Origin of the sequence: Streptomyces sp. NPDC006552 (assembly GCF_040611655.1) — a bacterium.
In the GTDB taxonomy this organism is placed as follows: domain Bacteria; phylum Actinomycetota; class Actinomycetes; order Streptomycetales; family Streptomycetaceae; genus Streptomyces.
Map to the genome: position 1 here is coordinate 83,377 of NZ_JBEXOS010000018.1, position 25,798 is coordinate 109,174.

The window sequence follows — 25,798 nt, forward strand, 5'->3', positions numbered from 1 at the left end:
CGCCCCTGGGTAGCTCGTCGGCTGTCCCGTAGTGGGGCTTCTCACGCCGTTCCCCGCGCCCCTGAGACGCGCACTGCGTGCGCCGGGTCAGGCCGGGGGGATCAGGGTGAGGGCGCGGGTCGCCGCGGTCAGGGCGACGGCGTCGCCCACGTCGACCGCCGTGTCCGCGAACTTGATCGCGTGGTCGTCCCCGTGCGCGGCGGCCCGCGCCAGAAGCTCCTGCGCGTCGACGTTCCCGGCGGAGACGTACCGCACCGCCGCCGCAGGCGCGTACGCCGCGGTCACCGCCGCACTGGCCGCCCACGCGGCACGCAAGGACGCGGGCCACAGCGCCCGCGGCAGGGCGGGCAGCACCCGCCGCACCGCGTTGGGCGCCGTAGCCGTGTGCACGAGCATCACCGCGTTGCCGTGCCCGTGCGTCGCATATCTGCCCACCGCCGCCGCGACCAGCTCCCCGAGCCGGTCCCGCGCCGTGTCCGGGTCGACCGGCTCCGCCGCCCACGCGGGCAGCCCGGTGACCTGGTCGAGCCGCCCCTGGATGCCCCCGGACTGGTCCGCGACCCGCGGCACCGCGGCGAGCGCGCCGGCGGCGTCCGGCGCCGAGGCGAGCGCGGCCAGCGGCCCCAGCGGCTGATGCCGGGCGGCCCAGTAACCGAGCCCGTGCGCCAGCTCGGCGAGGCGCGGCCCGGTCGGTTCGCCGGTGCGCAGGGTGCGCACGGCGTGACCGACCCGGATCACGGGATGCGTGGCGCCCGCCGCGATCCCGGGCAGCAGCCGCGGCCACCACTCGGCGAGCACGTCCCGCCACGGGCGCTCGGCCACGGCCCGCTCGAAGTACGCGATCCAGTCCGCGAGCCGCCGCGGGTCCCCGAGCGCGGACCGCCAGTCGTCCGCGCCGATCGGCGCGGACGGGGCGGGCATCACGTCGAGCCGCCGCACGTAGTGGTCGAGCCAGCGGTGCACGCGCGGCGCCTGGCCGCCGCGGACCAGCGACTCCACGGCCATCGGCCCGTGGTTGCTGAGCCAGCCCTCGAACTCGGGGCCGGTCCGGTGCAGCCGCTCCAGCGCTTCGTCGAGCGTGCCCGAGCCGTCGGTCGGGGAACCATCCGTGGCGTTGTCGTCCATGGCGCGAGACTAGGCGCCCTGTATGCGGGGGGTAACGGTCCGTGGTCCTAGTCCTGGGGGCCGAGCCGCTTCTCGTACCAGGCGACGTCCCAGTACCGGTCGAACTTGCGGCCGACCTCCCGGTAGGTGCCTACATAGGTGAAGCCGAAGCGGGTATGGAGACGGACCGAGGCTTCGTTGGGCTGACTGATACCCGCGTAGGCGCGGTGCACGTCCTCGCCGGCCAGCGCTTCGAAGAGCGCCTTGTAGAGCATGGTGCCGACGCCGCGGCCGGCCGCGTCCGGGGCGCAGTAGACAGTGACCTCGACCGACGTGGCGTACGCGGCCTTCGCGCGGAACGGGCTCGACGTCGCGTACCCGAGTAGCGGGCCGTACTCCCCCTCCCGCCGCTCCTGGGCAACCAGAAGGCGGTACGGGCCGTCTTCAGGGTGGGAGAGCAGCCAAGGACGTCGCTCTTCGGGCGTGAAGACGGCCGTGTCGAAGGTGATCGCCGTCTCACGCACGTAGTGGTTGTAGAGGTCGGTGAGGGCTTCGAGGTCCCCCTCGACTCCCGTCCTGACCTGCACCTCTGTGGGCTCGGACAACAATGCGCCTCCCCTTCTGGTTCCGCGTGGCCGCACAGGGTACTGCATGATCACAAAAAACATGGGGCGGCATGGGAATTCTGTCCGGATTCCAGTCGTTGTTTCCTTCGGAAGCAGGGCACCCGGGAGGGTGTGCGAGCCGTCCGGCCCAGCCGATCTACCATCGCAAGGGAGCACGCATGGCAACCCGTGCCGTAGCCCGTCGTAAGTCCGCCACCGGCGAGACTGACGCGGCACGCAGTGTTCGCGCCGTAGGCGGGGAGATCGCCGACCGCGACCTGGTCGGCATGTACCTCGACGAGATTGCGCGTACACCGCTGCTCGACGCCGCAAAGGAAGTGGATCTCTCCCAGACCATCGAGGCGGGCGTGTACGCCCAGCAGATCCTCGACGGAGAGGTCTCCGACAGCTCGGCCGCGGGCACGGCGTCCCGCGAGGAGCTGGAAGCCCTGGTCGCCGACGCGGAGAAGGCGAAGGACGTCTTCATCCGGTCGAACCTGCGCCTGGTGGTGGCGGTGGCCCGCCGGTACCCGCGCAGCGGCCTGCCCCTGCTCGACCTCATCCAGGAGGGGAACGCGGGCCTGGTGCGCGCGGTCGAGAAGTTCGACTACCGCAAGGGCTTCAAGTTCTCCACGTACGCGACGTGGTGGATCCGCCAGGCCATCACCCGCTCGATAGCCGACCAGTCCCGCACGATCCGCCTCCCCGTCCACCTGGTGGAGGAGCTGGGCCGCATCCGCCGCGTCCAGCGCGAGTTCAACCGGAAGAACGGGCGGGACCCCGAGCCCACCGAGATCGCCGCCGAGCTGGACACCAAGCCCGAGCGCGTCGTCGACGTCCTGGACTGGGCCCGCGACCCGGTCTCGCTGAACATGTCGGTGGACGACGACGGTGACACGCAGTTCGGCGACCTCCTGGAGGACACGTCGGCGGTCTCCCCCGAGCAGTCCGTCCTGACCCTGCTGCGCTCCGAGGAGCTGGACGATCTGATCGGCCGGCTCGACCAGCGCACCGCGTCCATCATCAAGATGCGGTACGGGATCGACGACGGGCGGGAGCGGACGCTGACCGAGGTCGGCAAGGAGCATGGGCTGACGCGGGAGCGTATTCGGCAGATCGAGAAGCATGCGCTGCTGGAGCTGAAGAAGCTTGCGCGGGACACCGGGTTCGACGCCGCGGCGTAGGCGCTCCGCGCCCACCTGGTCATCGGGCGGCCCGCACACCATGTGCGGGCCGCCCGACCTGTTCCCTGGGTACGTTGCACCCCGGGTGCGGATCGGACGGGTCGATTCCCCGCGCCCCGGGTAGCTGGTCGGCTCTCCGCCCGGTGGGGCCTGGTCGCGCAGTTCCCCGCGCCCCTTGAGAGGTCGTTGTTCGGCTGTCCCGTCGTGGGGCTTCTCGCGCCGTTCCCCGCGCCCCTGAGAGGCGCACTGCGTGCGCCCGCTTTTGGCTGCGGGCCGGTGGGGGTTGGTTGCGCCGTTCCCCGCGCCCCTGAGAGGCGCACTGCGTGCGGCATCCCCCTTCTGAGCTGCGGCGGAGCCGCATGCTTCAGGGGCGCGGGGAACTGCGCGAGAAGCCCCACCGGGCTGCGGGCCGCGACGAAACCGCCCCCGGCAGACGGGACCGCCCCCTACCGCGCCGGCAAGCCCCCACCCGCAACGGACCCCGCCCGCGTCATCCGTGAGCCCATTTCCCGTACCGCCACCACAAGCTCCTCCGGCCCCCGGACCCGGAACTCGAAGCCGGTCATGGCCAGACGGACGGCCATCCACTCCACGGGCCCGGCCGCAGGCGCCCGTACCCGGCACCCGCCACCCGCCAGCGCCTCGGGCCGCCCCACCGCCGGAGGCACCCGCGCGGCCACCTCCTCGGCCGGCGCCGCGAACTCCACGTCCACCTCGTACGCCGCCCCGCCCCGCGCCTCCACCGACCGCCGCAGATACTCCGCCGCGTCCCCCTCCGGCACCTCCCGCGGCACGAACCGCGCCCCCGTGGCGAACGGCTCCGAGACCCGGTCGACCCGGAACGTCCGCCAGGCGTCGCGGTCGACGTCGTACGCCACCAGGTACCAGCGGCGCCCCGTCGAGACGAGCCGGAACGGTTCGACCAGGCGGCGCGTCTCCGTGCCGTCGGCCGCGCGGTAGTGGAACCGCAGCCGCTCCGTGCCGGCCGTGGCCGACGCGATCACGGTCAGCGTCTCGGGCGCGATCGTGGCGCCGTCCCCCGAGGTCAGCGCGATCGTGGCGGCCTGGAGCGTGGCGACCCGGTGCCGCAGCCGCGAGGGCAGGACCTGTTCCAGCTTGGCGAGGGCGCGCACCGACGCCTCCTCGATGCCGTCCACCGCGTGCCCGGCCCCGGCCCGCAGCCCCACCGCGATCGCCACCGCCTCCTCGTCGTCGAGGACGAGCGGCGGCAGAGCCTTGCCCGCGATCAACCGGTAGCCGCCGTCAGCGCCCATCGAGGCCTGCACGGGGTAGCCGAGGTCCCGCAGCCGGTCGATGTCGCGGCGCACGGTGCGCCGCGACACCTTGAGCCGTTCGGCGAGTTCGCCGCCGGGCCACTCCCGGGGCGTCTGCAACAGGGAGAGGAGTTGGAGCAACCGGGCCGGGGTGTCCGTACTGGTCGTCGTCATGCCTCCAGAATGCGCCCTTCTAGGACACGCTCTGACCTACTTGGCGGCCACGCTGCTGTCATGACCTCACCGACTCCGCGACCCGCACCGGCAGCGCCCCCGCAGACCCAGGACCGCCGGCGCTGGTTCGCGCTGGCGATCGTGATGACCGCCGCGTTCATGGACCTCGTCGACGTGACGATCGTCAACGTCGCCCTGCCCACCATCCAGCACGACGACGGCGCCACCACCGGCCAGATCCAGTGGATCACCGCCGGTTACGCGCTGGCCTTCGCGGCGCTGCTCATCACGGGCGGCCGGCTCGGCGACATCTTCGGCCGCAAGCGGCTCTTCCTCCTCGGTATCACCGGCTTCACCCTCGCCTCCGCGCTCTGCGGTCTCGCCGCGAACCCGGAGATGCTCGTCGCCTCCCGCATCCTCCAGGGCGGCATGGCGGCGCTGATGGTGCCGCAGGTCCTGTCGATCGTGCACGCGACGTTCCCGGCGCACGAGCGCGGCAAGGTCTTCGGTCTGTTCGGCGCGATCGTCGGTCTGGGCGCGGTGACCGGACCGCTGCTCGGCGCCCTGCTCACCCAGTGGGACATCGCGGGCCTCGCCTGGCGCCCGATCTTCCTGATCAATCTGCCCGTCGGCGTCGCGGCCCTGATCCTCGGCTCCCGCGTGATCAGCGAGTCGAAGGCACCGAAGGCGCTGAAGCTGGACCTCGTCGGCGTCGTCCTGGTCACCCTGGCCATGCTGGCCCTCGTCTACCCGCTGACCCAGGGCCGCGAGAACGGCTGGCCGCTGTGGGGGTACGCCATGATGGCCGCGTCCGTCGTGATCGTCGCCGCGCTGATCGCGTACGAGAAGACGAAGATCCGCCGCGACGGCTCCCCGCTCATCGAGCTGTCCCTGTTCAAGGTCAAAAGCTTCGCGGCGGGCATCGCCGTGCAGACCGTCTTCGGTCTCACCATGGGCATCTTCTTCCTGACCTGGACGCTCTACATGCAGCTCGGTCTCGGCTGGAGCGCGCTGCGGGCGGGCGTGACGGGGGTGCCGTTCTCCGTCGCGGTCTCGGTCGCGGCGGGCCTGTCCGTGCAGCGGCTCGTGCCGCGCTTCGGCCGCAAGGTGCTCCAGGCGGGCGCCCTGACGATGGCCGCGGGCGCCCTCGTCTACGTGTGGGAGTCCGGGCACTACGGCCTCGGCATCGCCTCCTGGCAGATGGCGCTGCCGCTCGTGATCATGGGCCTGGGCATGGGGCTGATCGTCGCTCCGCTGACCGACGCGATCCTCTCCGAAGTGCCGCGCGAACACGCGGGTTCCGCGTCCGGACTGATCAACACCGTCATGCAGATGGGCAACGCGCTCGGGCTCAGCCTCGTCTCGGTGGTCTTCTTCACCGTCGTCGAGGACCACCTGAAGGACGGTGCGGGCGGCGCCGCCTTCGTCGACGGTTTCCACAGCGCGCTGCTGTGGGTCGCGGGCATCCTGGCCGGCGTCTTCCTGCTGATGTTCGCCCTGCCGCGCAAGCCGGCGGCCGGGCCCGCCGAGCCGCCCGCCACCACGCCGCAGGACGCGCACACGGACGAGCACCCGGACCTGGAGGAAGGGGAGCGGCGGCCCGAACTGGTCTGAGCCTGCTCTCCGCAGTGTCTGTTTGTGTCCGCTAGATGCCCGGATCTGTTTACTTCCTCGGTGGTGGCCCGTATCTTCGGGGGGAAGTCACAGATTCGGGCACACGCACAGATCAGGGCACAGGTACACGGACATGTACGGACCGGAGCGCCAGCAGGAGATCCTCCGACTCGCCCGCGAGGGCGGCCGCGTCGACGTCCTGTCGCTGGCCGAGGTGTTCCAGGTCACCGCCGAGACCGTCCGGCGCGACCTGAAGGCCCTGGACCGGGCCGGTCTGGTGCGCCGGGTGCACGGCGGCGCCATCCCGGCCGGGCGGCTCGACTTCGAGCCCGACCTCGCCGAGCGCGAGTCCACCGCCGCCGACGAGAAGGACCGCATCGCGCGCGCCGCCCTCGCGGAGCTGCCTGCCGAGGGCAGCGTGATCCTGGACGCCGGTTCGACGGTGGCCCGGCTGGCCGCGGCGCTGCCGCTGGCGTCCGAACTCACCGCCGTCACCCACTCGCTGCCCACCGCGGCCCGCCTCGCCGACCACCCCGGCCTCCAGCTCCACCTCGTCGGCGGCCGGGTCCGCCACCGCACCCGGGCCGCCGTCGACGCCTGGGCACTGCGCGCCTACGGAGAGATCCGCGCGGACGTCGCCTTCGTCGCGGCCAACGGATTCTCCGCCGAGGCCGGCCTGACCACCCCCGACCTCGCCGAGGCCGCCGTGAAGCGCGCCGCCGTCGCCGCCGCCCGCCGGGTCGTCCTCCTCGCCGACTCCGCCAAGCACGGGCAGGAGCACTTCGCCCGGTTCGGCGCCCTGACCGACGTCGACCTGCTCATCACGGACACCGGGCTTCCCCCCGAGGCCGCCGCCGCGATCGAGGCGGCCGGCACGGAGGTGATCCGCGCGTGACCCCCCCTCCACCGGCACCACTTGTACGGACCCCACGAAAGCGGCGACCCGCGGCATGATCCTCACCGTCACCCCGAACCCCTCCCTGGACCGCACCTACGAGCTGCCCGGCCTCGACCGCGGCGGAGTCGTCCGTGCCACCGCGGAGCGCATGGACCCCGGCGGCAAGGGCGTCAACGTCTCGCGGGCGGTCGCCGCCGCGGGCGCCCCCACCTTGGCCCTGCTCCCGCTCGGCGGCGCCCCCGGTGCCCTGCTCGGCGAACTCCTCACCGGCCAGGGCATCCCGGTCGCCCCGGTCCCGGTCGCGGGCCTGACCCGGTCGAACATCGCCCTCGCCGAACCGGACGGCACCCTCACGAAGATCAACGCTCCCGGCCCCGAAGTCTCCGCCGAGGAAGCCGAGTCACTGCTGAGCGCCGTCGGCACCCGCTCGGCGGGCGCCGCCTGGATCGCCTGCTGCGGCAGCCTCCCGCGCGGCCTCACGCCGTCCTGGTACGCGGCGCTGGTGGCCCGCGCCCACGCCGCGGGCGCCCGGATCGCCCTGGACACCTCCGGGCCCGCCCTCCTGGCCGCCCTGCGCGAGCGCCCCGACGTGGTGAAGCCGAACGCCGAGGAGCTGGCCGAGGCCGTCGGCCGCCCCCTCGCCACCGTCGGCGACGCGCTCAAGGCCTCCGAGCAGCTGCGGGAGTCGGGAGCGGCCGCCGTCCTCGCCTCGCTCGGCGCGGACGGCCAGCTCCTCGTCGACGCCACGGGCACCTGGTTCGCGAGCGCCCCGGCCCCCACCGTACGGAGCAACGTGGGCGCCGGCGACGCCTCCCTGGCCGGCTTCCTGATCGCGGGCGGCCAGGGTCCCCGGGCCCTGGCGTCGGCGGTCGCCCACGGCGCGGCCGCGGTCCAGCTGCCCGGCAGCGCGATGCCGGCCCCGGCGGACCTGGACCCGGACGCGGTCACCCTCACCGCGCAGGTACCGCTCGACCGCCCCCTCACGGAACCGGTGCCGTGACGCGGAGCCCCGCCGCGGGCGCGCGCCACCGCGCCCCCGGCCACGACGAACCCGCCCCCGCGGCCTGCCCGGCGACCGCCCGGCAGCCGCGCAGCCAGAGGAGCCCGCGATGACGGAGCTGATCACCGCGGACCTGGTCGATCTCGACCTGTCCGCCCCGACGAAGGACGAGGCCGCGCGCTCGCTCGCGCAGCGCATGGCGGCCCGGGGCCGCGTCACCGACCTCGACGGCTTCCTCGCCGACGTGGCCGCGCGCGAGGCCCAGATGCCGACCGGCCTCGACGGCGGCATCGGCATCCCGCACTGCCGCAGCGCGCACGTCACCGAGCCGACTCTCGCGTTCGGCCGCGCGGCGCAGGGCATCGACTTCGGCGCGCCGGACGGCCCCGCGGACCTGGTCTTCCTGATCGCGGCCCCGGCGGGCGCGGACGACGCCCACCTATCGATCCTCTCCTCGCTCGCCCGGCAGCTGATGGACGAGGACTTCAAGGCGTCCCTGCGGGCCGCGACCGACCCCGAGCGGACAGCGGCCCTGATCCGGGGCGACGCCGCGCCTCCGGACGAGCCCCTCGGCAAGGAGCCGCCCCAGGCCGAGTCACAGCCAGAGACGTTCAAGATCGTCGCTGTCACCTCCTGCCCCACCGGCATCGCCCACACCTACATGGCGGCCGAGGCTCTGGAGAACGCGGCCCGCGCCGCCGCCGGTGTCGAACTGGTGGCCGAGACCCAGGGCTCCGCGGGCTTCACCCGCCTCGCCCCGGAGGTGATCGCCGCCGCGGACGGCGTGATCTTCGCGCACGACGTGCCGGTCCGCGAGAAGGACCGCTTCGCCGGCAAGCCCACGGTCGACGTCGGCGTCAAGGCCGGCGTCAACCGCCCCGCCGCACTCATCCAGGAAGTGCGGGAGAAGGCGGCCCGCGGTGAAACCACCGCCCGCGGCGCGGACCCGTCCTCCACACCTGTGGACAACTCCGGCGACAGCGCGGACGGTTACGGCACAAAGCTCCGCAAATGGCTGATGTCAGGCGTCAGTTACATGGTGCCGTTCGTGGCGGCGGGCGGGCTGCTCATCGCGCTCGGCTTCGCCATCGGCGGCTACGAGGTCGCGGACGTCAAGGTCGAGACCCTGCTGAACCACTTCGACTGGACCTCCACCACCAGCTGGGCCGCGCTGCTCTTCTACACCGGCCAGGCCGCGTTCGCCTTCCTCGTCCCGGTGCTGGCCGGCTACATCGCGTACGGCATGGCGGACCGGCCGGGGCTCGTGCCGGGCTTCGTGGGCGGCTCGATCGCGCTGACCGTCGACGCGGGCTTCCTCGGCGGCCTCGCCGCGGGTCTCATCGCGGGCGGCGTCGTCATGGCGATCCAGAAGGTGAACGTACCGGCCGTGCTGCGAGGCATCATGCCGGTCGTCGTGATCCCGCTGCTCTCCTCCATCGCCGTCGGCTTCCTGATGTTCGTGGTGATCGGCAAGCCGATCGCCGCCCTGCAAGGCGCCCTGACGGACTGGCTCAACTCCCTGACCGGAGCCAACGCGATCGTCCTCGGCGTGATCCTCGGCCTCATGATGTGTGCCGACCTGGGCGGCCCGCTCAACAAGGTCGCCTACGCCTTCGCGGTCGGCGGGCTCGCCGATCCGGCGGACGGTTCGCTCAAGGTCATGGCCGCCGTGATGGCCGCGGGCATGGTGCCGCCGCTGGCCCTGGCGCTCGCCACCACCGTGCGCGGCAGGCTCTTCACCCCGGCCGAACGGGAGAACGGCAAGGCCGCGTGGGTGCTCGGCGCGTCCTTCATCACCGAAGGCGCGATCCCCTTCGCCGCGGCCGACCCGCTGCGCGTCATCCCGGCCTCGATGGCGGGCGGCGCGGTCACCGGCGCCCTGTCGATGGCCTTCGGCTGCACGCTCCGGGCCCCGCACGGCGGCATCTTCGTGGTCCCGCTGATCGGCGACGCGTTCCTCTACCTGGTCGCGATCGCCGCCGGGGTCGCTGTGGCCGCCGCCCTGGTCATCGCCCTGAAGGGGCTGCGCAAGAGTTCGGCGCGGCCGACGGGCGACGCGGGCACCTCGCCCTCGGCACCGGCCGGTGAGCCGAAGGTTCCGGCTGCCGCCTGAAGCCAGGAGCCACGGGCGTGGTGACCGGAACTGTCCGTTCCTGCGAGATACGTCACGGTCCGGGACCAAACGCCCGGACCGTGGTGTTCACTGGACCGCATGCCTGAGCACGTGTCGGTCCTGCAGCAGATAGGCGTGGTGATGCTCGCGGTCGCCACCGTGGCGTGGGTGGCCGGTCTGATCCGGCTGGTGCGCGTCGTCGCCCTGCCGCCGCCCCGGTCAGTGCCGCGCTCACTGCCGCTGGGCTCGCTGCCGGGTCAGGCGCAGGCTCCGGCGCTGGAGTCGGTCCCGCTGACGCCCGACGAACAGGACGCGTTCGCCGTCCTGATCCGCCAGTTCGGCCGCCCCTGATCCGTCGGCCCGGCCTGCCGATTCGGCCGCCCCTGACCCGTAGGCGGGCCTGCTGGTTCGGCCGCCCTTGATCCGTCGGCGGGCTTGCCAGTTCGGCCGCCCCTGAAGCGTCGACCTGGCCTGCTGGTTCGGCCACCCCTGACCCGTCGGCCCGGTCTGCTGGTTCGGCCGCCCCTGATCCGTCAGTGGCCCTGCCGGTTCGGCCGCCCCTGATCCGTCAGTAGCCCTGCCGGTTCGGCCGCCCCTGACCCCTCGGCCCGGCCTGCCAACTCGGCCGCTGTGGAGCGTCGGCCCAGCCTGCCGGTTCGGCCGCTGTGACCCGTCGACCCGGCCTGGCGGCTCCGCCGCCCCTGACCTCCCCGGGTGTGCCAGGCCCGCGCCTCGTCCGCCCGGCAGGGCTCAGGCGCTGGTGCGGCGGGACGCCACCCGGCGTTCGATCGCCGCGCGGGCCTCGTCCTGCGTCGCGTAGACCTCGCACATGTGCCGGCCGTCCGGCGTCGCCGTGTGCTCGACCTCCCAGAGGCTGACCTCGGCCCCGTCGCGGAGCAGGAACGCGTGCTCGTACAACGCGAACCCCTGGCTGACGCGGCGGCCGAACGCCTGCGTGATCTGGTGCGCGCACGCCGTGCGCAGCAGCCGTGCCGTGCCGGGGCCCGGACGGGTCGTCGCGTCCAGGTTCTCCGCGCGGCGCAGCAGCCGCCTGGCGTGGTCCAGCGAGCTGTCGGGGTCGGCGGGCCCGAACCGTCGCCGCTCCGGCGGGGCCGCCGCGAGCTGGACGGGGACCATCGGCACCTGCAACTCGAAGTCGGGCGCGGCCTCCTGGGGCAACGGCAGCCGGCCCGTGGCCAGATGCAGCTCCTCCTCGGTGACGTAGACCTCGTGCTGCTCGCCACCGTCCCGGCCCGTGTTGTGGACCAGCTCCCACAGAGTGAGCGCGCTGCCGTCGGCGAGGAGCCAGGTGTGCCGGTACGTCTCGCGGTGCCGCCCCGCGCTGTGGTGCGCCGAGTGCAGGGACCCGGCGTAGGCGAGCGCGCTGTCGAGCCGGTGGAGGATCTCGTCGGGCAGCTCGAAGGAGTTGAGCGCGCGGCCGAGGAGCTTGGCCAGCTGCTCGTCGGGCGAGGTGCCCGGGGGTGACGGGGCCGCGGCCGACGTGGGCGGAACGGACGACGTGAACGGTGCTGACGACGCACAGGACGCTGCGTCGAACTCGTAGTCGTGCGGAACGCTCAAGGCACCTCCCGGCATTGCTGCATGTCACCTCGTGGGTGCATACCGTAGCCCCTGTGTCGGACATCATGTCCTTGAAATCGCAAACGGGGAACGGGATTTGGGAAACCTCTCCGCACAACGCCCGGACCGCGCGGGAGGTTCCCGCGCGGCCTGTGCCGTTCCGCCCTGGTGGCGGGCGTGGCCGAGGTCAGCCGGCGCTGCCCGCGGTCCACTGACTCCAGCTGAGGTTCCAGCCGTTGAGGCCGTTGTCGGGGGCGACCGTCTTGTCCGGGGAGTTCTTCATGACGACGACGTCGCCGATGAGCGAGTGGTCGTAGAACCACTTGGCCGTGGTGTCCCCGCCCGCGCCCTTGACGTCGCGCATGCCGACGCAGCCGTGGCTGGTGCCCTGTGCGCCGAAGATGCCCGGCGCGCTCCAGTAGTTGCCGTGGATGAACGTCCCCGACTGCGACAGTCGCATCGCGTGCGGCACGTCCGGGATGTCGTACTCGCCGCCGAAGCCGACCGTCGAGCCGTTCATCCGCGTCTGCGTGAACTTCTCGGAGATCACCATCTGGCCGTTGTACGTGGGGTGCTGGGGGCTGCCCGTGGAGACCGGCACCGTCTTGAGCGTCCGCCCGTCGCGCACGACCGTCATCTGCTGGGTGTCCGCGTCGACCGTGGAGACCTGCTTGCGGCCGACGGTGAAGGTGACCGTCTTGTTCTGCACGCCGTGGACGCCGCTCGCGCCTTCGACCCCGTCCAGGGCGATCTTCATCGTGACCCGGGACCCGGCTTTCCAGTAGTCCCGCGGCCGGAAGTCCAGGCGCTGGGCGCCGAACCAGTGGCCGACGACCTGCTGTCCGCTGCTGGAGCTGACCGTGATGTGCGACTGCACGGCCTTCTTGTCCGTGATCGCCTTGTCGAACGTGAACGACACCGGCATGCCCACCCCGACCGTCGTCCCGTCGTCCGGCGTGTACGTGCCGATGAAGCTGTTCGCGTTCGAGACGGTCGTGAAGATCGAGTTGGCCGCGGCCTTGTGGCCGTCGGCGTCCTCGGCGGTCGCGGAGAGGCGGTACTTGGTGCCGCGCTCCAACTGCCCCTTCGGCTTCCAGCTGGCACCGCCCGCGGCGATCGAGCCCGGGACCCGCTTGCCGGAGACGGACTCGGTCAGCTGCACGCCGGTGAGCTTGCCGTCGCGGACCTTGACCCCCGTCGCGTTGATCGACGCGCCGGTCGAGCCGTCCTTGGCGGAGAGCGTGATCTGCGGGGCGTCCTTCGCGCCGCCGGCGGCGCCCTTTTCGTCGTCGGCGGTGGCGCTGCCGCCGCAGGCCGTGAGGGTGAGGGCGCCGATGACGAGGCCGGCGCACGCGACGGCTATGTTCTGGCTTCTCACGGTCTGCTCCTTCTGCGGTGTTGCGGGGGGTTGATCCGGTACGAGGAGAGAGTCCGCGAGAGCTGGAGGGGTTCCTTCCATTTGCTGTGAAGGCCGACACAGAGACCGTTCTGTTACGCAGGTGAAGGCGCCGTTACGTAGAGCCGTTACGGGGCGCCGTCGCGTGGGGCCGTCGTCGGCGCCGGCCGGGGGCCGTAGAGGTCGCTGTAGGACAGGTACGTGCCGCCGGGCCCGCGCACCGACTCCGCCACGCGCACGGCCCGCACGATGGCGCGCGTCACCAGGTCGGCGCCGGCGGCCAGGATCTCGTTGAGGGCGAGCGGGTCCGCGGCGTCGAGCGGGTGGGCGCCCGTGGCGAGGGCGAAGACCGTGTCCCCGTCGTTCAGCAGATGCACGGGGCGCACGGCGCGCGCGATGCCGTCGTGCGCGGTCCCCGCCACCTTCTGCGCCTGGGCGCGGCTGAGAACGGCGTCGGTGGCGACGACGGCGAGCGTGGTGTTGAGCGGTGCCGGACCGTTCGCGGCGGCGGCGTCGGCCAGCCGCTCACCGGCCGCCGCGTGGAGTTCGGGGGAGGGGTACGTCACCGGGCCGTCCCCCGCGAAGAACTCCCCGTACAACGCCCCGGTCGCCGGATCCACCGCCGACCCCGCCGCGTTGGCGACCACCAGCGCGCTCACCGTGATGCCCGAGCCGAGCACCGTGGACGCCGTGCCGATGCCGCCGCGGACCCGCCCGACGACCGCGCCGGTCCCCGCGCCCACGGTGCCCTCGGCTACGGGGGAGCGCGGCGGGGTCGCCGCGGCCGCCGCCACCGCGGCGCGGCCGGTCCCGGCGTCGGGCCGGGCCCGCCAGTCGCCGCCGCGGCCGAGGTCGAAGACGCAGGCCGCCGGCACCACCGGGACGACCCGCTCGGGACCGTCCACCAGGACGCCGCGGCCCCGCTCCTCCAGCCAGGCCATCACGCCGGACGCCGAGTCGAGCCCGTACGCGCTGCCGCCCGTCAGCACGATCGCCTCGATGCGCTGCACCAGGTTGCGCGGGTCGAGCGCGTCGGTCTCCCGGGTGCCGGGGCCGCCGCCGCGCACGTCCACTGCGGTGACCGCGCCACCCTCCGGGGCGAGCACGACGGTGGTCCCGGTCAGGAACCCGTCACCGGCACGGGTGGCGTGCCCGACCCGTACGCCGTCCACGTCGGTGAGCGCGTCGTTGTACGTCGTCGTCATGAGCCATGCGTACCACGCCGCTCCGCTCCGCCCGGGTCTGCCGGGTGGGCCTCTGGTGTGGTTGCGGGGCTGTCGGGCGGGCCCCCGGTGTGGTTGCGGGGCTGTCCGCAGGGCCCCGGTGGGGCTGCAGATCCGTCGGACGACCCTGGCGGGGCCGCAGATCCGTCAGGCGGCCCCGGGTGCTCTCCAGGCTCGGCGGCCCCCGGTGGGGTTGCAGGCCCGCGAGGTGGCCCCGGGTGGGGTTGCAGACCCGTCGGGCGGCCCCTGGTGCTCCAGAGCCGTCGGGCGGCCCCCGGTGCTCTCCAGACCCGGCGGCCTGGCGAGGTTGCAGGTCCGTCAGGTGACCCAGGGTTGGAGACTCGCCGGGCGGGCCCCAATCGGATCCAGACCCGCCGGGTGGGCGTCGGTGCGGGTGCAGGCCCGTCAGGCGGCTCCCGGCGTGCGCTCGCGCGCGGCCCGGGACGACAGTGTCACCCCCGTCGCCACCGTGAGCGCCGCCACGAGGCCCGCCGTCAGGACCGCCCAGTGGCCGGCGAACGTACAGCCGAGCACCAGCAACGCGCTCACCGGCAGCGTCAGTTGCTGGGCCGTGCCCACCTTGAAGTACCGGGCGTGCAGCGCCCACACCGTCAGCAGGAACAGAGCCGAGGGGACCGTCACGGCCGCGGACGCCGCCGTCGTGGAGAGGTGCGCCTTGCCGACCGCCTGTTCCACCGCGACCTCGATGCCCGCGCCGATCGCCGCCGCCGACGCGAAGACCAGGTAGTGGCCGTAGCCCCACAGGAACGCCTCGCGGCTGGTCCGCAGCCGCTCGTGGATCGGCACCGCGAAGTAGATCCACCACGCCGCGAAGACGATGAGGACGCCACCGGCCGCGATCGGCAGCAGTTCGCCGAGCGCGTCGTTCTCCTCGACGCCGGACTTCACCGCGACCGTCGCCGCCGCGATCGTCTCGCCGAGCACGATGATCGTGAACAGGCCGTACCGCTCGGAGATGTGGTGCGGGTGCCAGGCCGTCTGACGGCGTCGCTCCGCGTACAGCGGCACGCCCATCTCCAGCAGCGCCATCGCCAGGAACACCCAGTTCCGCGCTCCGTGCGGGGTGAACATCAGCCCCAGCCAGCCGACCTGGCACAGCAGGACCCCGCCCGCGTACCGCAGCGCCACCGTCCGCTCCGCGCCGCTCGTGGAGCGCGCCGCGCGCAGCCAGTGCGCCACCATGGCGAGCCGGATGATCAGGTAGCCGAGCCACACCACCGTGAACTCGTCGGAGAAGGCGCGGGAGACCCCGGCCGCGAGGACCAGCACACCGGCGATCTGGATGAGGGTGACGACCCGGTAGAGCACGTCGTCGTTGTCGTAGGCCGAGGCGAACCACGTGAAGTTCATCCACGCCCACCAGATCGCGAAGAAGACCCGTGCGTAGTCGAGCACCCCGGTACCGGTGTGGCCCTCGGCGATCGCGTGCACCAGCTCCACGCCGCCCTGCGCCACCGCCACGACGAAGCAGAGGTCGAAGAAGAGCTCGAGCGAGGAGGCGACGCGGTGCTTCTCGTCCCGCGCCCGCTCCGTCAGGCGCCGCACGGGAGAGTGGTGGGGGGTGGGGCGCCGCGCGGGGTCCGGACCGGGCGCGGCGTGGGGGGATGGTGTGGACGTCATGGGTCAAGGACAGCAGACCGAAGGGCCCGGCGGTGGCCTGTGCGTGCCCGATCGGGTCGCCGCTTCCCCCATGCCGGCCGGCGTCGGCCCCACCGCGCTCCGGTCCCCGGCCCGGGCCGGGGTCGTACCCTGGAGGCATGAGTACCGTCCCCGAGCGCGCCGAGCGCCCCGAGCCGCGCGATCCGAAGACCGTGCTGATCTTCGACGATCCGCTGACGGTCCAGTCCGCCGACGACACGGACAGCGGATGGGGCGAGCGGCCCGCGGCCGGTGACAACAGCGCGGCCGACCTGGCCCGCTTCCTCGACGAGAAGCCGCCCCACCACCTGTGAAGCGCCGCGGCGGCCCCCGCGCCGCGGGTCAGGACCCGGCGCGGGGTGCGCCCCGGCGGCCTGCCGAGGGCGCGAGCTAGACCCCGGTAGGACCCGAACCACCGCGCTGCGTGACCAGTACGTCGCGAATCTCCTTGAGCACCTCCAGCTCGGAGACCTCGACGGTCTCCTGCGCGCCCTCCCTGGCCGCCCTGCGCTCGGCCTGCCGGGCCAGGTACTTGGCCATCGGCATCACCATGAGGAAGTAGACGACCGCGGCCGTGATCAGGAAGCCGAGCGCGGCGCTGAGCACCGAGCCCCACAGGATCTCGATCCCGTCGCCGCCGGTGCACGGGGCCTTCAGGCAGGACTTGTAGCCCGCCAGGTCCTGGGTGCCGAAGGCGCCGACGATCGGGTTGATGACGCCCTTCACCACCGCGTTCACGATGTTGGTGAACGCGGCGCCGATGACGACGGCGACCGCCAGGTCGATCACGTTGCCACGCATCAGGAAGGCCTTGAAGCCCTCCCACAGACTCAGATCCTTCTTCTCGCTCACAGGGCGGCCTCTCTTCACGTGCACAGGATGCGGAGCAAACGACGTCGCAACCTACGACAGCACGGATCAGACCTGTCCAATTCGGTAATCCGATCGAGGGATCTGACGCCTGGAGCGGCACCGCCGCGATCAGCGGGCCGTTCACCACAGGGTCACCGCCAGGCGCGCCGTGGCACCGGCGCCCGCGAGCCGCACCGCCGTGGCCCGGCCCACCGAGAGGACGACCAGCGCTCCGCCTCCGGCCGCCGGGTCACCGGGCCGGTCGGGCGGTGCCCCGTCCTCCGGCACGGACGTCACCCGTGCGCCCGCCGCGAGGACCCGCACGCCCGGGCGGCCGTCGGCCCGCGCCGCCACCACGTCCACGCGGTCGCCGGGCCGCAGCAGCCGCACCGCCCCCGCGTCGGCGATCCGCACCGGCGCGGAGACCGTCACGGCCGGGCCCCGCGCCCGCTCGCCGGGTGGCGCCGGAGCCCGCTCATGGTCCCGGCCCGCGCCGGACGAGGGCACGGCGGCGGCCAGCGCCACCGCGGACAGGGCGAACCCCGCGACCGCGGCCGGCCCGCGCCGGCGGCGGCCCGGGCGCCCGGCCCGGCCCCGCGCACCCCGGACGCGTACGGGAGGGAAGGAGGGCACCTCGGAGGTGGGGGGAGTGCTGAGCTGGGCCGGGGGAGTCGTGGACATAGCGGTCACCGCCTGCGGGTCGGGAGGGTCGCGTGTGTCCTGCCGGACGAGCCGGGCCGAACGGGCGAGGTCCTCGGGTGGGGCGGACGGGCCGTGTCCCGCACCCGTCTCGCCGCCCACGATCCACGGTCTGACCGACCCCCGCCGGACCCCGTGCACTACCCGCCGGTTGTGGACAACCCCGTCACACCCTCAGGGCAGCCGGATCCCCGGGTCCATTCCCCCCAGTGCCCCCGCGCACAGACAGTCGCGCTCGCCGTTGCCCGGCAACTCGGCGACGGCGTCGAAGAGCACCGTCCGCAGGCGGTCCACGTTCGCCGCGAAGACCTTGAGGACCTCGTCGTGCGAGACGCCCTCGCCGCTCTCGGCGCCCGCGTCGAGGTCGGTGACGAGCGTCAACGACGTGTAGCAGAGCTCCAGTTCCCGCGCGAGCATCGCCTCGGGGTGGCCGGTCATGCCCACCACCGACCAGCCCATCTGCGCGTGCCAGCGCGATTCGGCCCGGGTGGAGAAGCGCGGGCCCTCGACGACGACGAGCGTGCCGCCGTCCACCGCCTCCCACTGCTTGCCGCGCGCGGCCCGCACGGCGGCCGCGCGCCCCGCGGGGCAGTACGGGTCGGCGGGCGAGACGTGTACGACGTTCGGCACGGTGCCGTCCGGCAGCGGATGCCCGTCGAAGTAGCTCTGCACCCGGGACTTCGTCCGGTCCACGAACTGGTCCGGCACCAGGAGCGTCCCCGGCCCGAACTCCGGCCGCAGTCCGCCGACCGCGCACGGCCCGAGGACCTGGCGCACGCCCACCGAGCGCAGCGCCCACAGGTTGGCGCGGTAGTTGATGCGGTGCGGCGGCAGGTGGTGGCCGCGGCCGTGGCGGGGCAGGAAGGCGACCCGGCGCCCGGCCACCTCGCCCAGGAAGAGGGAGTCGCTGGGCGGCCCGTAGGGGGTGTCCACCTGGACCTCGGTCACGTCGTCGAGGAACGAGTAGAGGCCGGAGCCGCCGATCACGCCGATCTCGGCGTCGGCGCGTGTGTGCGTAGTGGTCGCCATGGTCAGCACAGTAACCAAGGGCTGCGACGTCGAAGACCCCGCCGTCGGGGACGACAGGGTCTCGTAAGACGTCTCGCGGGGGTCGCGCCTAGGCGGCCGACGACGAGCTGGTGGAGCTGGTGGAACCGGAGCTCGTGGACGCCGACGAGCCGGTGGAGCCCGGCTTGGAGTCCGAGGAGGACTTCGTCTCGGACGGCTTCGACTCGGCGGCCGGCTTCGCGGACGCCGGGCTGCTGCTCGACGAGGAGCCCCGGCTGTCGTTGCGGTAGAAGCCCGAGCCCTTGAAGACGATGCCGACGGCCGAGAAGACCTTCTTCAGGCGGCCCTTGCAGTTGGGGCACTCGGTGAGAGCGTCGTCGGTGAACTTCTGCACCGCCTCGAGGCCTTCGCCGCACTCGGTGCACTGGTACTGGTAAGTCGGCACTGTGTCTTCCTCCTGGCACTCTCACTCGTTGAGTGCTAACGACGATCCATAGTGACGTATTCCGCGAGATCAGTCCACTGTGACCGGTACTCGGTGACCGACGCCACGTGCCACGGTGCGTCCCGGGGGCGGTGGCACGAGCCGTGAGCGCAGCAGGAACATCACCGAGAGGGCGAGCACTGTGCCGCCCATCGGGACGAGGAATCCGGCGCCGTCCCAGAAGTGGTCCTCCAGTTGTCCGGCCACCGTGACGGCGGCCGCCTGGCCGAGCGCGACCGCGCCGGTCAGCCAGGTGAAGGCCTCGGTGCGCGAGCCCGCCGGGACGATCGTCTCGACCAGGGTGTAGCCGGTGATCAGCGAGGGCGCGATGCAGACGCCGACCAGCAGGCCGAGGCCGGCCAGGAGCAGGACGGAGTGGGCCGCCCACAGGCCGGACGCGGTCAGCGCCAGGGCCGTGTAGCCGACGAGCAGCCGGCGCTGCGGCGCGGCCTTCCAGGCGACGGCGCCGCAGACGAGGCCCGAGAGCATGTTGCCCGCGGCGAAGGTGCCGTACAGGACGCCGTTCAGGCCGGGTTCGCCGATCGCCTCCGTGTAGGCGGCGAGCGAGACCTGCATGCCGCCGAAGACGGAGCCGATGCCGAGGAACGTCACGATGAGCACCCGTACGCCGGGGACGCGGAGCGCGGAGACGTGCTCCACGCGCGCGTGGCCGTCGAGGGAGCCGGCGGTCGGGGTCGGCTGGGTGGCCTTCTGCGCGGCGAACAGCAGCCCGCCGACGAGCGTGAGCGCGGCCTCCGTGATGAGCCCCGCGGCCGGGTTGACGCCGGTGCACAGGGCGGTGGCGAACAGGGGGCCGAGCACGAACGTGAACTCGTCCGTGACCGACTCGAAGGCCGCCGCGGTCTGCATCAGGGGCGAGCCCTGGAGGGTGACGCCCCACCGGGCCCGCACCATCGGGCCGACCTGGGGCGTGGACGCCCCGGTGGGCACGGCGGCGAGGAACAGCGCCCAGGTGGGCGCCCCGGACAGGGCCAGCACGGTCAGGACGGCCCCCGAGGCGCTGTGCACGAGGACGCCGGGCAGCAGGACGGCCCGCTGCCCGAAGCGGTCGGCCAGCTTGCCGCCGTAGGGCGCGAACAGCGCCATGGAGACACCGGTGGCCGCGGAGACCGCGCCCGCGGTCCCGTAGGAGCCGGAGGTGTGCTGCACGAGCAGCACGATGGAGATGGTCAGCATCGCGAACGGCTGGCGTGCCGCGAAGCCGGGGAGCAGGAACGTCCAGGCGCCGCGGGTGCGCAGCAGCTGCCCGTAGCCCGGGCGTGCGTTCGAGGTGCCGGGAACCGTGGCCTTCTGTGGCACGGCTCTCGCCTTTCTGCCGCCTGGTAGTCCGCCGGCCGCCTGGTCGAGGGGGTCGCCGGACCGAGAGCCGTCCTCACAGCGCCGGGAACCGAGTGATGCCGGCGGTCCGCGCCAGGGGAGGCCCTGGACCAGGCGGCCCGGGCGCCGGTGGGCGCCGTGCCGCCAGGGGACCGCGGCCGCTTTGCGGTCGCGCCGGCTCTACGTCAGGCAGAGTCGGTGGTGGTTTCGTGGATCTTTGTCTGTCGGACCATGTTAACGGGCGGTCCGGCCCCCGGTGCCCAGCCAGCCCGCGAGCTTGCCGCCGTGCGCGACGGCCCGCAGGCGCGCCTCCGCGGCGTCGCGCACCGGGTCGGTCGCCACGACCAGGAGTTCGTCGCCGCGGCGCAGCACCGTGGCGGGGGCGGGCACGAAGGAGGTGCCGTCGCGGACGACCAGGGTGACGGCGGCGCCCTTGGGCAGCCGCAGCTCGCCGACCTCCACGCCGTGCATCCGGGAGTCCTCCGGGACGGAGACGGAGAGCAGGTGCCCGCGCAACCGCTCCAGGGGGGCGGACTCGATGCCGAGGTCGGCGGCGGACTCCGAGGAGCCAAGACGCAGTTTCCTGGCGAGCCAGGGCAGGGTCGGGCCCTGGATGAGGGTGTAGACGACGACCAGGACGAAGACGATGTTGAAGATCCGCCGGCTGCCCGCGACGCCGGTCACCATCGGGATGGTCGCCAGGATGATGGGCACGGCGCCGCGCAGCCCCGCCCAGGACATGAGGGCCTGCTCCCGCCACGGGATGCGGAAGGGCGCCAGGCTCACGACCACTTCCAGGGGGCGCGCGACCACCGTGAGCACGAGCCCGATCACCAGCGCCGGCACGATGTCGTCGGCCAGCTCGTGCGGCGTGACGAGCAGGCCGAGCAGCACGAACATGCCGATCTGCGCGATCCAGCCGAGCCCCTCGGCGAAGCCCCGCGTGGCGGGCCAGTGCGGCAGCCTGGCGTTGCCCATGATCATGGCGGCCAGGTAGACGGCGAGGAAGCCGCTGCCGTGGGCCATGGCGCCCGCGGCGTAGGCGACCGTGGCGATGGCCATCACGGCGATCGGGTAGAGGCCGGAGGCGGGCAGGGCGACGTGCCGCAGCCCGTAGGAGCCGAGCCAGCCGACGGCGAGCCCGATGGCGGCGCCGATGGCGAGCTCCAGGGCGATCTCGCCGACGAGGACGTACCAGTGCTCCACCGGGCCGGCCGCGGAGAAGGCGACGACAAGGATGACGACAGGCGCGTCGTTGAAGCCGGACTCGGCCTCCAGGACGCCGGTGATGCGCGTCGGGAGCGGCACCTTACGAAGGACGGAGAAAACGGCCGCCGCGTCCGTGGAGGAGACCACCGCGCCGATGATGAGGGCCTGGTGCCACTCCAGGCCGACGAGGTAGTGCGCGCCCGCCGCCGTCACCCCCACGCTCACCGCGACACCCACGAGCGAGAGGGCGGCCGCCGCCGGGAGCGCGGGTCTGATCTCCTTCCACTTCGTGCCCAGGCCGCCTTCGGCCAGGATCACGACGAGGGCGGCGTAGCCGATGACCTGAGTCATCTCGGCGTCGCTGAAGGAGACGTCGCCGATGCCGTCCTGGCCCATGGCGATGCCGATGCCGAGGTAGAGCAGGAGGCTGGGCAGCCCGCTGCGCGAGGAGATACGCACCGCGGCGACCGCGATGAGCAGCACGAGCGCGCTCACGAGCAAGAGCTGGTTGAGGTGGTGGACAGTCAGGGGCCGGTCCTTCCGCGAGCGAGGTACTTCGTTACCTTACCTAATCGTTAACGTTTTCTTGATGCTCGGGCCCGGGCCCGGCTCCCCGCGCCCGGCGCCCGCATCCCGACTCCGCGTCCGGGCCCGCTCCGCACTGCTCGTATGGTTGCTCCAGCCAGCCGCTAGCGAAGGACAGCAAGGATCGCGATGCCCTCCACTACGAACGCTCCTTCCGGTCGCCAGTCCGGCAAGAAGAAGGGGCGCCGCGCCCGACTGCTCGTGATCGTCCTCGTGTTGGCCGTCGTCGCGGGCATCGGATACGGCGCCTACTGGGGCGTGGACAGCGTGCGCGCCTCCCTGCCGCAGACGACGGGCTCCGTCCAACTCGACGGCCTCGACGGGCCGGTGCAGGTCAAACGGGACAGCTACGGCATCCCGCAGATCTACGCCTCCACGGACGAGGACCTGTTCATGGCGCAGGGCTTCGTCCAGGCGCAGGACCGGTTCTACGAGATGGACGTGCGCCGCCACACCACCTCCGGGCGGCTCTCCGAGATGTTCGGCAAGGGCCAGGTCAAGACGGACGAGTTCCTGCGCACCCTGGGCTGGCACCGGGTCGCGCAGCGGGAGTACGACTCCACACTGTCGCCCGCGACCAAGAAGTACCTTCAGGCGTACTCCAAGGGCGTCAACGCCTACTTGGCGGGCAAGAGCGGCAAGGCGGTCTCCGCGGAGTACGTGGCGCTCGGCTTCGAGAACGACTACAAGCCGCAGAAGTGGACCCCGGTCGACTCCGTGGCCTGGCTGAAGGCGATGGCCTGGGACCTGCGCGGCAACATGCAGGACGAGATCGACCGCTCCCTGATGACGAGCCGCCTCAGCGCCAAGCAGATCAAGGACCTCTACCCGCAGTACCCCTACGACCGCCACCAGCCGATCGTGCAGGAGGGCGGCTACAACAGCGTCACGCAGAGCTACGAGCCCACGGCCTCCGGCGGCCAGACGCAGAGCGGCACCTCCGGGGCGGCCGGCACCGGACTGGCGGGCGGCACACAGGCCCCCACGGGCCTGCAGAGCCAGCTGGGCGGCCTCGCCGACGTCCTGGACCAGATCCCCGACTCCGCGGGCCTCGGGCCCAACGGCAACGGCATCGGCTCCAACTCGTGGGTGGTCTCCGGCAACCACACCATCACCGGCAAGCCGCTGCTCGCCAACGACCCGCACCTGGCGCCGCAACTGCCGTCCGTCTGGTACCAGATGGGCCTGCACTGCACGAGCGTCTCGGCGAAATGCCAGTACGACGTGACGGGTTACACCTTCGCCGGTATGCCGGGCGTGGTCATCGGCCACAACCAGTCGATCTCCTGGGGGCTGACCAACTCGGGCGCCGACGTGACCGACCTCTACCTGGAGCGCTTCGACGGCGACGGCTACCAGTACGGCGGCAAGACGGTCCCCTTCAAGACGCACGAGGAGGTCATCAAGGTCGCCGGCGGCGCGGCCAAGACGATCACCGTGCGCGAGACCAACAACGGGCCGCTGCTGTCCGACCGCAACGACGAACTCGTCAAGGTCGGCAAGAAGGCCCCGGTGGGCGCCACCGCGCCGGACCGCGGCGACGGCTACGGCATCGCGCTGCGCTGGACCGCGCTGGACCCCGGCACCACCATGGACGCCGTCTTCGAGATCGACAAGGCGAAGGACTGGAGCGAGTTCCGCGAGGCGGCCGCCGACTTCCAGGTGCCCTCGCAGAACCTCACGTACGCCGACGTCGAGGGCAACATCGGCTACCAGCTGCCCGGCCGCATCCCGCTGCGCGGCGAGGGCGACGGCTCGCTGCCGGCGCCCGGCTGGGACGCCGACTACAAGTGGACCGGTTACATCAAGCAGGCCGAGCTGCCCTACGAGTACAACCCGAAGCGCGGTTACATCGTGACCGCGAACCAGGCCGTGGTCGGCAAGGACTACCCGCACACGCTCACCACGGACTGGGGCTACGGCACCCGCAGCCAGCGGATCACCGACCTCATCAAGTCGAAGATCGACGGTGGCGGCAAGATCTCCACCGACGACATGCGCACCATGCAGATGGACAACAGCAGCGAGATCGCCAAGCTGCTCGTGCCCAAGCTGCTCAAGATCGACGTCAAGGACAAGTACGTCCGCCAGGCGCAGCAGCTCCTGGAGAACTGGGACTACACCCAGAACCCGGACTCGGCCGCGGCCGCGTACTTCAACTCCGTGTGGCGCAACGTCCTCAAGCTCGCCTTCGGCAACAAGCTGCCCAAGGAGCTGCGGGTCGAGGGCCAGTGCCTGAGCGTCACGCCGGTCGACAACACCGGCCCGGCCGACGAGGACCGCAAGGTCCGCGAGTGCGGCCAGCGTGACGCCCACTCGGCGCAGCCGGACGGCGGTGACCGCTGGTTCGAGGTCGTGCGCAAGATCATCGACGACGAGAAGAACGGCTGGTGGCAGACGCCGGGCAGCCGCAACAACGACCCGACCACCACCCGTGACCAGCTGTTCAAGCGGGCCATGGACGACGCCCGCTGGGACCTGACGGCCAAGCTCGGCAAGGACATCGACACCTGGAGCTGGGGCCGGCTGCACAAGCTGGAGCTGAAGAACCAGACCCTGGGCACCGAGGGCCCGGGGTGGCTGCAGTACGTGCTCAACCGCGGCCCCTGGAAGCTCGGCGGCGGCGAGGCGGCGGTCAACGCCACCGGCTGGAACGCGGCGGGCGGCTACGGCGTCGACTGGGTGCCGTCGATGCGCATGGTGGTCAACCTGGCCGACCTCGACAAGTCCAAGTGGATCAACCTCACGGGCGCCTCGGGCCACACCTACAGCGCCCACTACACCGACCAGACCGACAAGTGGGTCAAGGGTGAGCTGCTGCCGTGGCACTTCACGGCGAAGTCCGTCGGCGCCGCCACGTCGGACACGCTGGTGCTCAAGCCGTAGGACAGCGACCGCGCAAGGGGCCTGCACGCGCGCGTGCAGGCCCCTTGCGCGTCACGGGAAGCGGCGCACGCCCGAGGGCGTCACCACGGCGTGCACGGCCTTGTCGTGCGCCTCCCGCGGGACGTGCGCGACGACCTCGCAGTCGTAGAGCAGCACGACGAGCGCGGGGTGCGCCCCGGCCGCCTCGATCCGCGCGAGGACCCGGTCGTAGGAGCCGCCGCCCCGGCCGAGCCGCATCCCGCGCGCGTCCACGGCGAGCCCGGGGAGCAGGACGACGTCCGCGGCCGTCACCGCGTCCGCCCCGAGCCGCTCGCCGCCCGGCTCCCACAGCGCCATCCGGCCCGGGTGCCGCACCTCCACGAGCGAGGCGGGCCCCTCGTAGACCCCCCAGTCCAGGTCGTTGTCGGGCAGCAGCGCCGGCAGCAGGACCCGCGTCCCGCGCGCGCGGAGCGCGTCGAGCAGCGGCGCGGTCCCGGGCTCGCCGCCCACGGAGACGTACGCCGCCACCGTGCGGGCCCGGGCCAGCTCGGGCACCTCCAGGGCCCGCTCGGCGAGGACCAGCCCCGTCTCCCGCACGTCATCCGACGGCAACGTGTTCCTCACCGCCAGGAAGCCCCGCCGCAAGGTCCGCTTGTCAGGGTGGGCGCCACGCGCGCCTTCGGGGCCGGTCATGGACGACTCACAGATTTCTCCTGTTCCGTGCAGATATGTGCCGGCACAGCGGACCCACGGATTCCCCTTATACGTGCCGGATATGGTGACGGGCATGACTGACGCGCACACCAGGATCACCAAGGCTGTCATCCCTGCCGCAGGCCTCGGCACCCGGTTCCTGCCGGCCACGAAGGCGACTCCGAAGGAGATGCTTCCGGTGGTGGACAAGCCGGCGATCCAGTACGTGGTCGAAGAGGC

At 72.7% G+C, this 25,798-nt stretch carries 23 protein-coding genes; 9 read left to right on the forward strand and 14 right to left on the reverse strand.

Annotated features, from left to right (window positions below; genetic code table 11):
- Positions 1 to 87: 87 nt before the first annotated feature.
- Together ABZY33_RS14015 and ABZY33_RS14020 are read right to left on the reverse strand one after the other, a co-directional pair.
- Positions 88 to 1,125 (reverse strand): questin oxidase family protein, encoded by a 1,038-nt coding sequence (locus tag ABZY33_RS14015; protein ID WP_356491783.1) that lies wholly within the window; start codon positions 1,123 to 1,125, stop codon positions 88 to 90.
- A 47-nt stretch (positions 1,126 to 1,172) separates the two neighbouring features.
- Entirely contained in the window at positions 1,173 to 1,712 is a 540-nt protein-coding gene (locus tag ABZY33_RS14020; protein ID WP_356491784.1) for an N-acetyltransferase family protein, read from the reverse strand.
- A 176-nt stretch (positions 1,713 to 1,888) separates the two neighbouring features.
- Between ABZY33_RS14020 and ABZY33_RS14025 the strand changes: the two genes are divergently transcribed.
- A complete protein-coding gene (locus ABZY33_RS14025) occupies positions 1,889 to 2,893 on the forward strand; it encodes a sigma-70 family RNA polymerase sigma factor (protein WP_356491785.1) in 1,005 nt (334 codons plus the stop codon).
- Between the two features lie 446 nt (positions 2,894 to 3,339).
- Here ABZY33_RS14025 and ABZY33_RS14030 read toward each other — a convergent pair whose 3' ends face one another.
- Complete coding sequence (locus ABZY33_RS14030) at positions 3,340 to 4,341, reverse strand: YafY family protein (protein WP_356491786.1); 1,002 nt, start codon at positions 4,339 to 4,341, stop codon at positions 3,340 to 3,342.
- Between the two features lie 60 nt (positions 4,342 to 4,401).
- On the opposite strand from ABZY33_RS14030, the gene ABZY33_RS14035 reads away from it, so the two are divergent.
- The 5 genes from ABZY33_RS14035 (at position 4,402) to ABZY33_RS14055 (ending at position 10,317) form a co-directional block, all read left to right on the forward strand.
- Positions 4,402 to 5,955, forward strand: coding sequence for an MFS transporter (locus ABZY33_RS14035; RefSeq protein ID WP_356491787.1), 1,554 nt, complete (start codon positions 4,402 to 4,404; stop codon positions 5,953 to 5,955).
- Positions 5,956 to 6,088: 133 nt separating this feature from the next.
- Complete coding sequence (locus ABZY33_RS14040; RefSeq protein ID WP_356491788.1) at positions 6,089 to 6,850, forward strand: DeoR/GlpR family DNA-binding transcription regulator; 762 nt, start codon at positions 6,089 to 6,091, stop codon at positions 6,848 to 6,850.
- A 55-nt stretch (positions 6,851 to 6,905) separates the two neighbouring features.
- Positions 6,906 to 7,853, forward strand: coding sequence for a 1-phosphofructokinase (gene pfkB, locus ABZY33_RS14045; protein WP_356491789.1), 948 nt, complete (start codon positions 6,906 to 6,908; stop codon positions 7,851 to 7,853).
- A 109-nt stretch (positions 7,854 to 7,962) separates the two neighbouring features.
- A complete protein-coding gene (locus ABZY33_RS14050; RefSeq protein WP_356491790.1) occupies positions 7,963 to 9,966 on the forward strand; it encodes a fructose-specific PTS transporter subunit EIIC in 2,004 nt (667 codons plus the stop codon).
- 99 nt (positions 9,967 to 10,065) lie between these two features.
- Complete coding sequence (locus tag ABZY33_RS14055) at positions 10,066 to 10,317, forward strand: hypothetical protein (RefSeq protein WP_356491791.1); 252 nt, start codon at positions 10,066 to 10,068, stop codon at positions 10,315 to 10,317.
- Positions 10,318 to 10,716: 399 nt separating this feature from the next.
- Here the strand turns inward: ABZY33_RS14055 and ABZY33_RS14060 are convergent, their stop codons facing one another.
- The 4 genes from ABZY33_RS14060 to ABZY33_RS14075 form a co-directional block, all read right to left on the reverse strand.
- Entirely contained in the window at positions 10,717 to 11,547 is an 831-nt protein-coding gene (locus ABZY33_RS14060) for a DUF6227 family protein (protein WP_356491792.1), read from the reverse strand.
- A gap of 187 nt (positions 11,548 to 11,734) precedes the next feature.
- Entirely contained in the window at positions 11,735 to 12,925 is a 1,191-nt protein-coding gene (locus tag ABZY33_RS14065; protein ID WP_356491793.1) for an Ig-like domain-containing protein, read from the reverse strand.
- 146 nt (positions 12,926 to 13,071) lie between these two features.
- Positions 13,072 to 14,148, reverse strand: a complete 1,077-nt coding sequence (locus ABZY33_RS14070) for a P1 family peptidase (protein WP_356491794.1) — start codon at positions 14,146 to 14,148, stop codon at positions 13,072 to 13,074.
- Positions 14,149 to 14,571: 423 nt separating this feature from the next.
- Entirely contained in the window at positions 14,572 to 15,807 is a 1,236-nt protein-coding gene (locus tag ABZY33_RS14075; RefSeq protein ID WP_356491795.1) for a low temperature requirement protein A, read from the reverse strand.
- A gap of 137 nt (positions 15,808 to 15,944) precedes the next feature.
- Here ABZY33_RS14075 and ABZY33_RS14080 point away from each other — a divergent pair, with 137 nt between their 5' ends.
- The gene (locus tag ABZY33_RS14080; RefSeq protein ID WP_356491796.1) at positions 15,945 to 16,139 is read left to right on the forward strand and encodes a hypothetical protein; all 195 of its coding nucleotides are present in this window, start codon (positions 15,945 to 15,947) and stop codon (positions 16,137 to 16,139) included.
- A gap of 76 nt (positions 16,140 to 16,215) precedes the next feature.
- Here the strand turns inward: ABZY33_RS14080 and mscL are convergent, their stop codons facing one another.
- From mscL to ABZY33_RS14110, 6 genes are all read right to left on the reverse strand, one after another.
- Positions 16,216 to 16,677 (reverse strand): large conductance mechanosensitive channel protein MscL, encoded by a 462-nt coding sequence (gene mscL / locus ABZY33_RS14085; RefSeq protein WP_356491797.1) that lies wholly within the window; start codon positions 16,675 to 16,677, stop codon positions 16,216 to 16,218.
- A gap of 141 nt (positions 16,678 to 16,818) precedes the next feature.
- Positions 16,819 to 17,358: an RcpC/CpaB family pilus assembly protein gene (locus ABZY33_RS14090; RefSeq protein ID WP_356491798.1), complete on the reverse strand. Its 540-nt coding sequence runs from the start codon at positions 17,356 to 17,358 to the stop codon at positions 16,819 to 16,821.
- 192 nt (positions 17,359 to 17,550) lie between these two features.
- Positions 17,551 to 18,405: an S-methyl-5'-thioadenosine phosphorylase gene (locus ABZY33_RS14095; RefSeq protein WP_356491799.1), complete on the reverse strand. Its 855-nt coding sequence runs from the start codon at positions 18,403 to 18,405 to the stop codon at positions 17,551 to 17,553.
- Positions 18,406 to 18,493: 88 nt separating this feature from the next.
- A complete protein-coding gene (locus ABZY33_RS14100; protein ID WP_356491800.1) occupies positions 18,494 to 18,829 on the reverse strand; it encodes an FmdB family zinc ribbon protein in 336 nt (111 codons plus the stop codon).
- A gap of 69 nt (positions 18,830 to 18,898) precedes the next feature.
- Positions 18,899 to 20,188 (reverse strand): MFS transporter, encoded by a 1,290-nt coding sequence (locus ABZY33_RS14105; protein WP_356491801.1) that lies wholly within the window; start codon positions 20,186 to 20,188, stop codon positions 18,899 to 18,901.
- Between the two features lie 252 nt (positions 20,189 to 20,440).
- A complete protein-coding gene (locus tag ABZY33_RS14110) occupies positions 20,441 to 21,910 on the reverse strand; it encodes a potassium/proton antiporter (RefSeq protein WP_356491802.1) in 1,470 nt (489 codons plus the stop codon).
- A gap of 219 nt (positions 21,911 to 22,129) precedes the next feature.
- Between ABZY33_RS14110 and ABZY33_RS14115 the strand changes: the two genes are divergently transcribed.
- Entirely contained in the window at positions 22,130 to 24,886 is a 2,757-nt protein-coding gene (locus ABZY33_RS14115) for a penicillin acylase family protein (RefSeq protein WP_356491803.1), read from the forward strand.
- A gap of 51 nt (positions 24,887 to 24,937) precedes the next feature.
- On the opposite strand, the gene ABZY33_RS14120 is transcribed toward ABZY33_RS14115, so the two are convergent.
- On the reverse strand, positions 24,938 to 25,558 hold the full coding sequence (locus tag ABZY33_RS14120) for a 5-formyltetrahydrofolate cyclo-ligase (protein ID WP_356491804.1): 621 nt from the start codon (positions 25,556 to 25,558) through the stop codon (positions 24,938 to 24,940).
- A 94-nt stretch (positions 25,559 to 25,652) separates the two neighbouring features.
- Here ABZY33_RS14120 and ABZY33_RS14125 point away from each other — a divergent pair.
- Positions 25,653 to 25,798: sugar phosphate nucleotidyltransferase (locus ABZY33_RS14125; protein WP_356491812.1), on the forward strand; the 146-nt coding region annotated here is incomplete at its 3' end.

What these genes read in the sequence shown, in the direction of transcription:
- ABZY33_RS14015 (WP_356491783.1), bottom strand. Translation starts at nt 1,125, where the DNA reads ATGGACGACAACGCCACGGATGGTTCCCCGACCGACGGCTCGGGCACG.
- ABZY33_RS14025 (WP_356491785.1), top strand. Translation starts at nt 1,889, where the DNA reads ATGGCAACCCGTGCCGTAGCCCGTCGTAAGTCCGCCACCGGCGAGACT.
- ABZY33_RS14030 (WP_356491786.1), bottom strand. Translation starts at nt 4,341, where the DNA reads ATGACGACGACCAGTACGGACACCCCGGCCCGGTTGCTCCAACTCCTC.
- ABZY33_RS14035 (WP_356491787.1), top strand. Translation starts at nt 4,402, where the DNA reads ATGACCTCACCGACTCCGCGACCCGCACCGGCAGCGCCCCCGCAGACC.
- ABZY33_RS14040 (WP_356491788.1), top strand. Translation starts at nt 6,089, where the DNA reads ATGTACGGACCGGAGCGCCAGCAGGAGATCCTCCGACTCGCCCGCGAG.
- pfkB (WP_356491789.1), top strand. Translation starts at nt 6,906, where the DNA reads ATGATCCTCACCGTCACCCCGAACCCCTCCCTGGACCGCACCTACGAG.
- ABZY33_RS14050 (WP_356491790.1), top strand. Translation starts at nt 7,963, where the DNA reads ATGACGGAGCTGATCACCGCGGACCTGGTCGATCTCGACCTGTCCGCC.
- ABZY33_RS14055 (WP_356491791.1), top strand. Translation starts at nt 10,066, where the DNA reads ATGCCTGAGCACGTGTCGGTCCTGCAGCAGATAGGCGTGGTGATGCTC.
- ABZY33_RS14070 (WP_356491794.1), bottom strand. Translation starts at nt 14,148, where the DNA reads ATGACGACGACGTACAACGACGCGCTCACCGACGTGGACGGCGTACGG.
- ABZY33_RS14075 (WP_356491795.1), bottom strand. Translation starts at nt 15,807, where the DNA reads ATGACGTCCACACCATCCCCCCACGCCGCGCCCGGTCCGGACCCCGCG.
- ABZY33_RS14080 (WP_356491796.1), top strand. Translation starts at nt 15,945, where the DNA reads ATGAGTACCGTCCCCGAGCGCGCCGAGCGCCCCGAGCCGCGCGATCCG.
- ABZY33_RS14090 (WP_356491798.1), bottom strand. Translation starts at nt 17,358, where the DNA reads ATGTCCACGACTCCCCCGGCCCAGCTCAGCACTCCCCCCACCTCCGAG.
- ABZY33_RS14095 (WP_356491799.1), bottom strand. Translation starts at nt 18,405, where the DNA reads ATGGCGACCACTACGCACACACGCGCCGACGCCGAGATCGGCGTGATC.
- ABZY33_RS14115 (WP_356491803.1), top strand. Translation starts at nt 22,130, where the DNA reads ATGCCCTCCACTACGAACGCTCCTTCCGGTCGCCAGTCCGGCAAGAAG.
- ABZY33_RS14120 (WP_356491804.1), bottom strand. Translation starts at nt 25,558, where the DNA reads ATGACCGGCCCCGAAGGCGCGCGTGGCGCCCACCCTGACAAGCGGACC.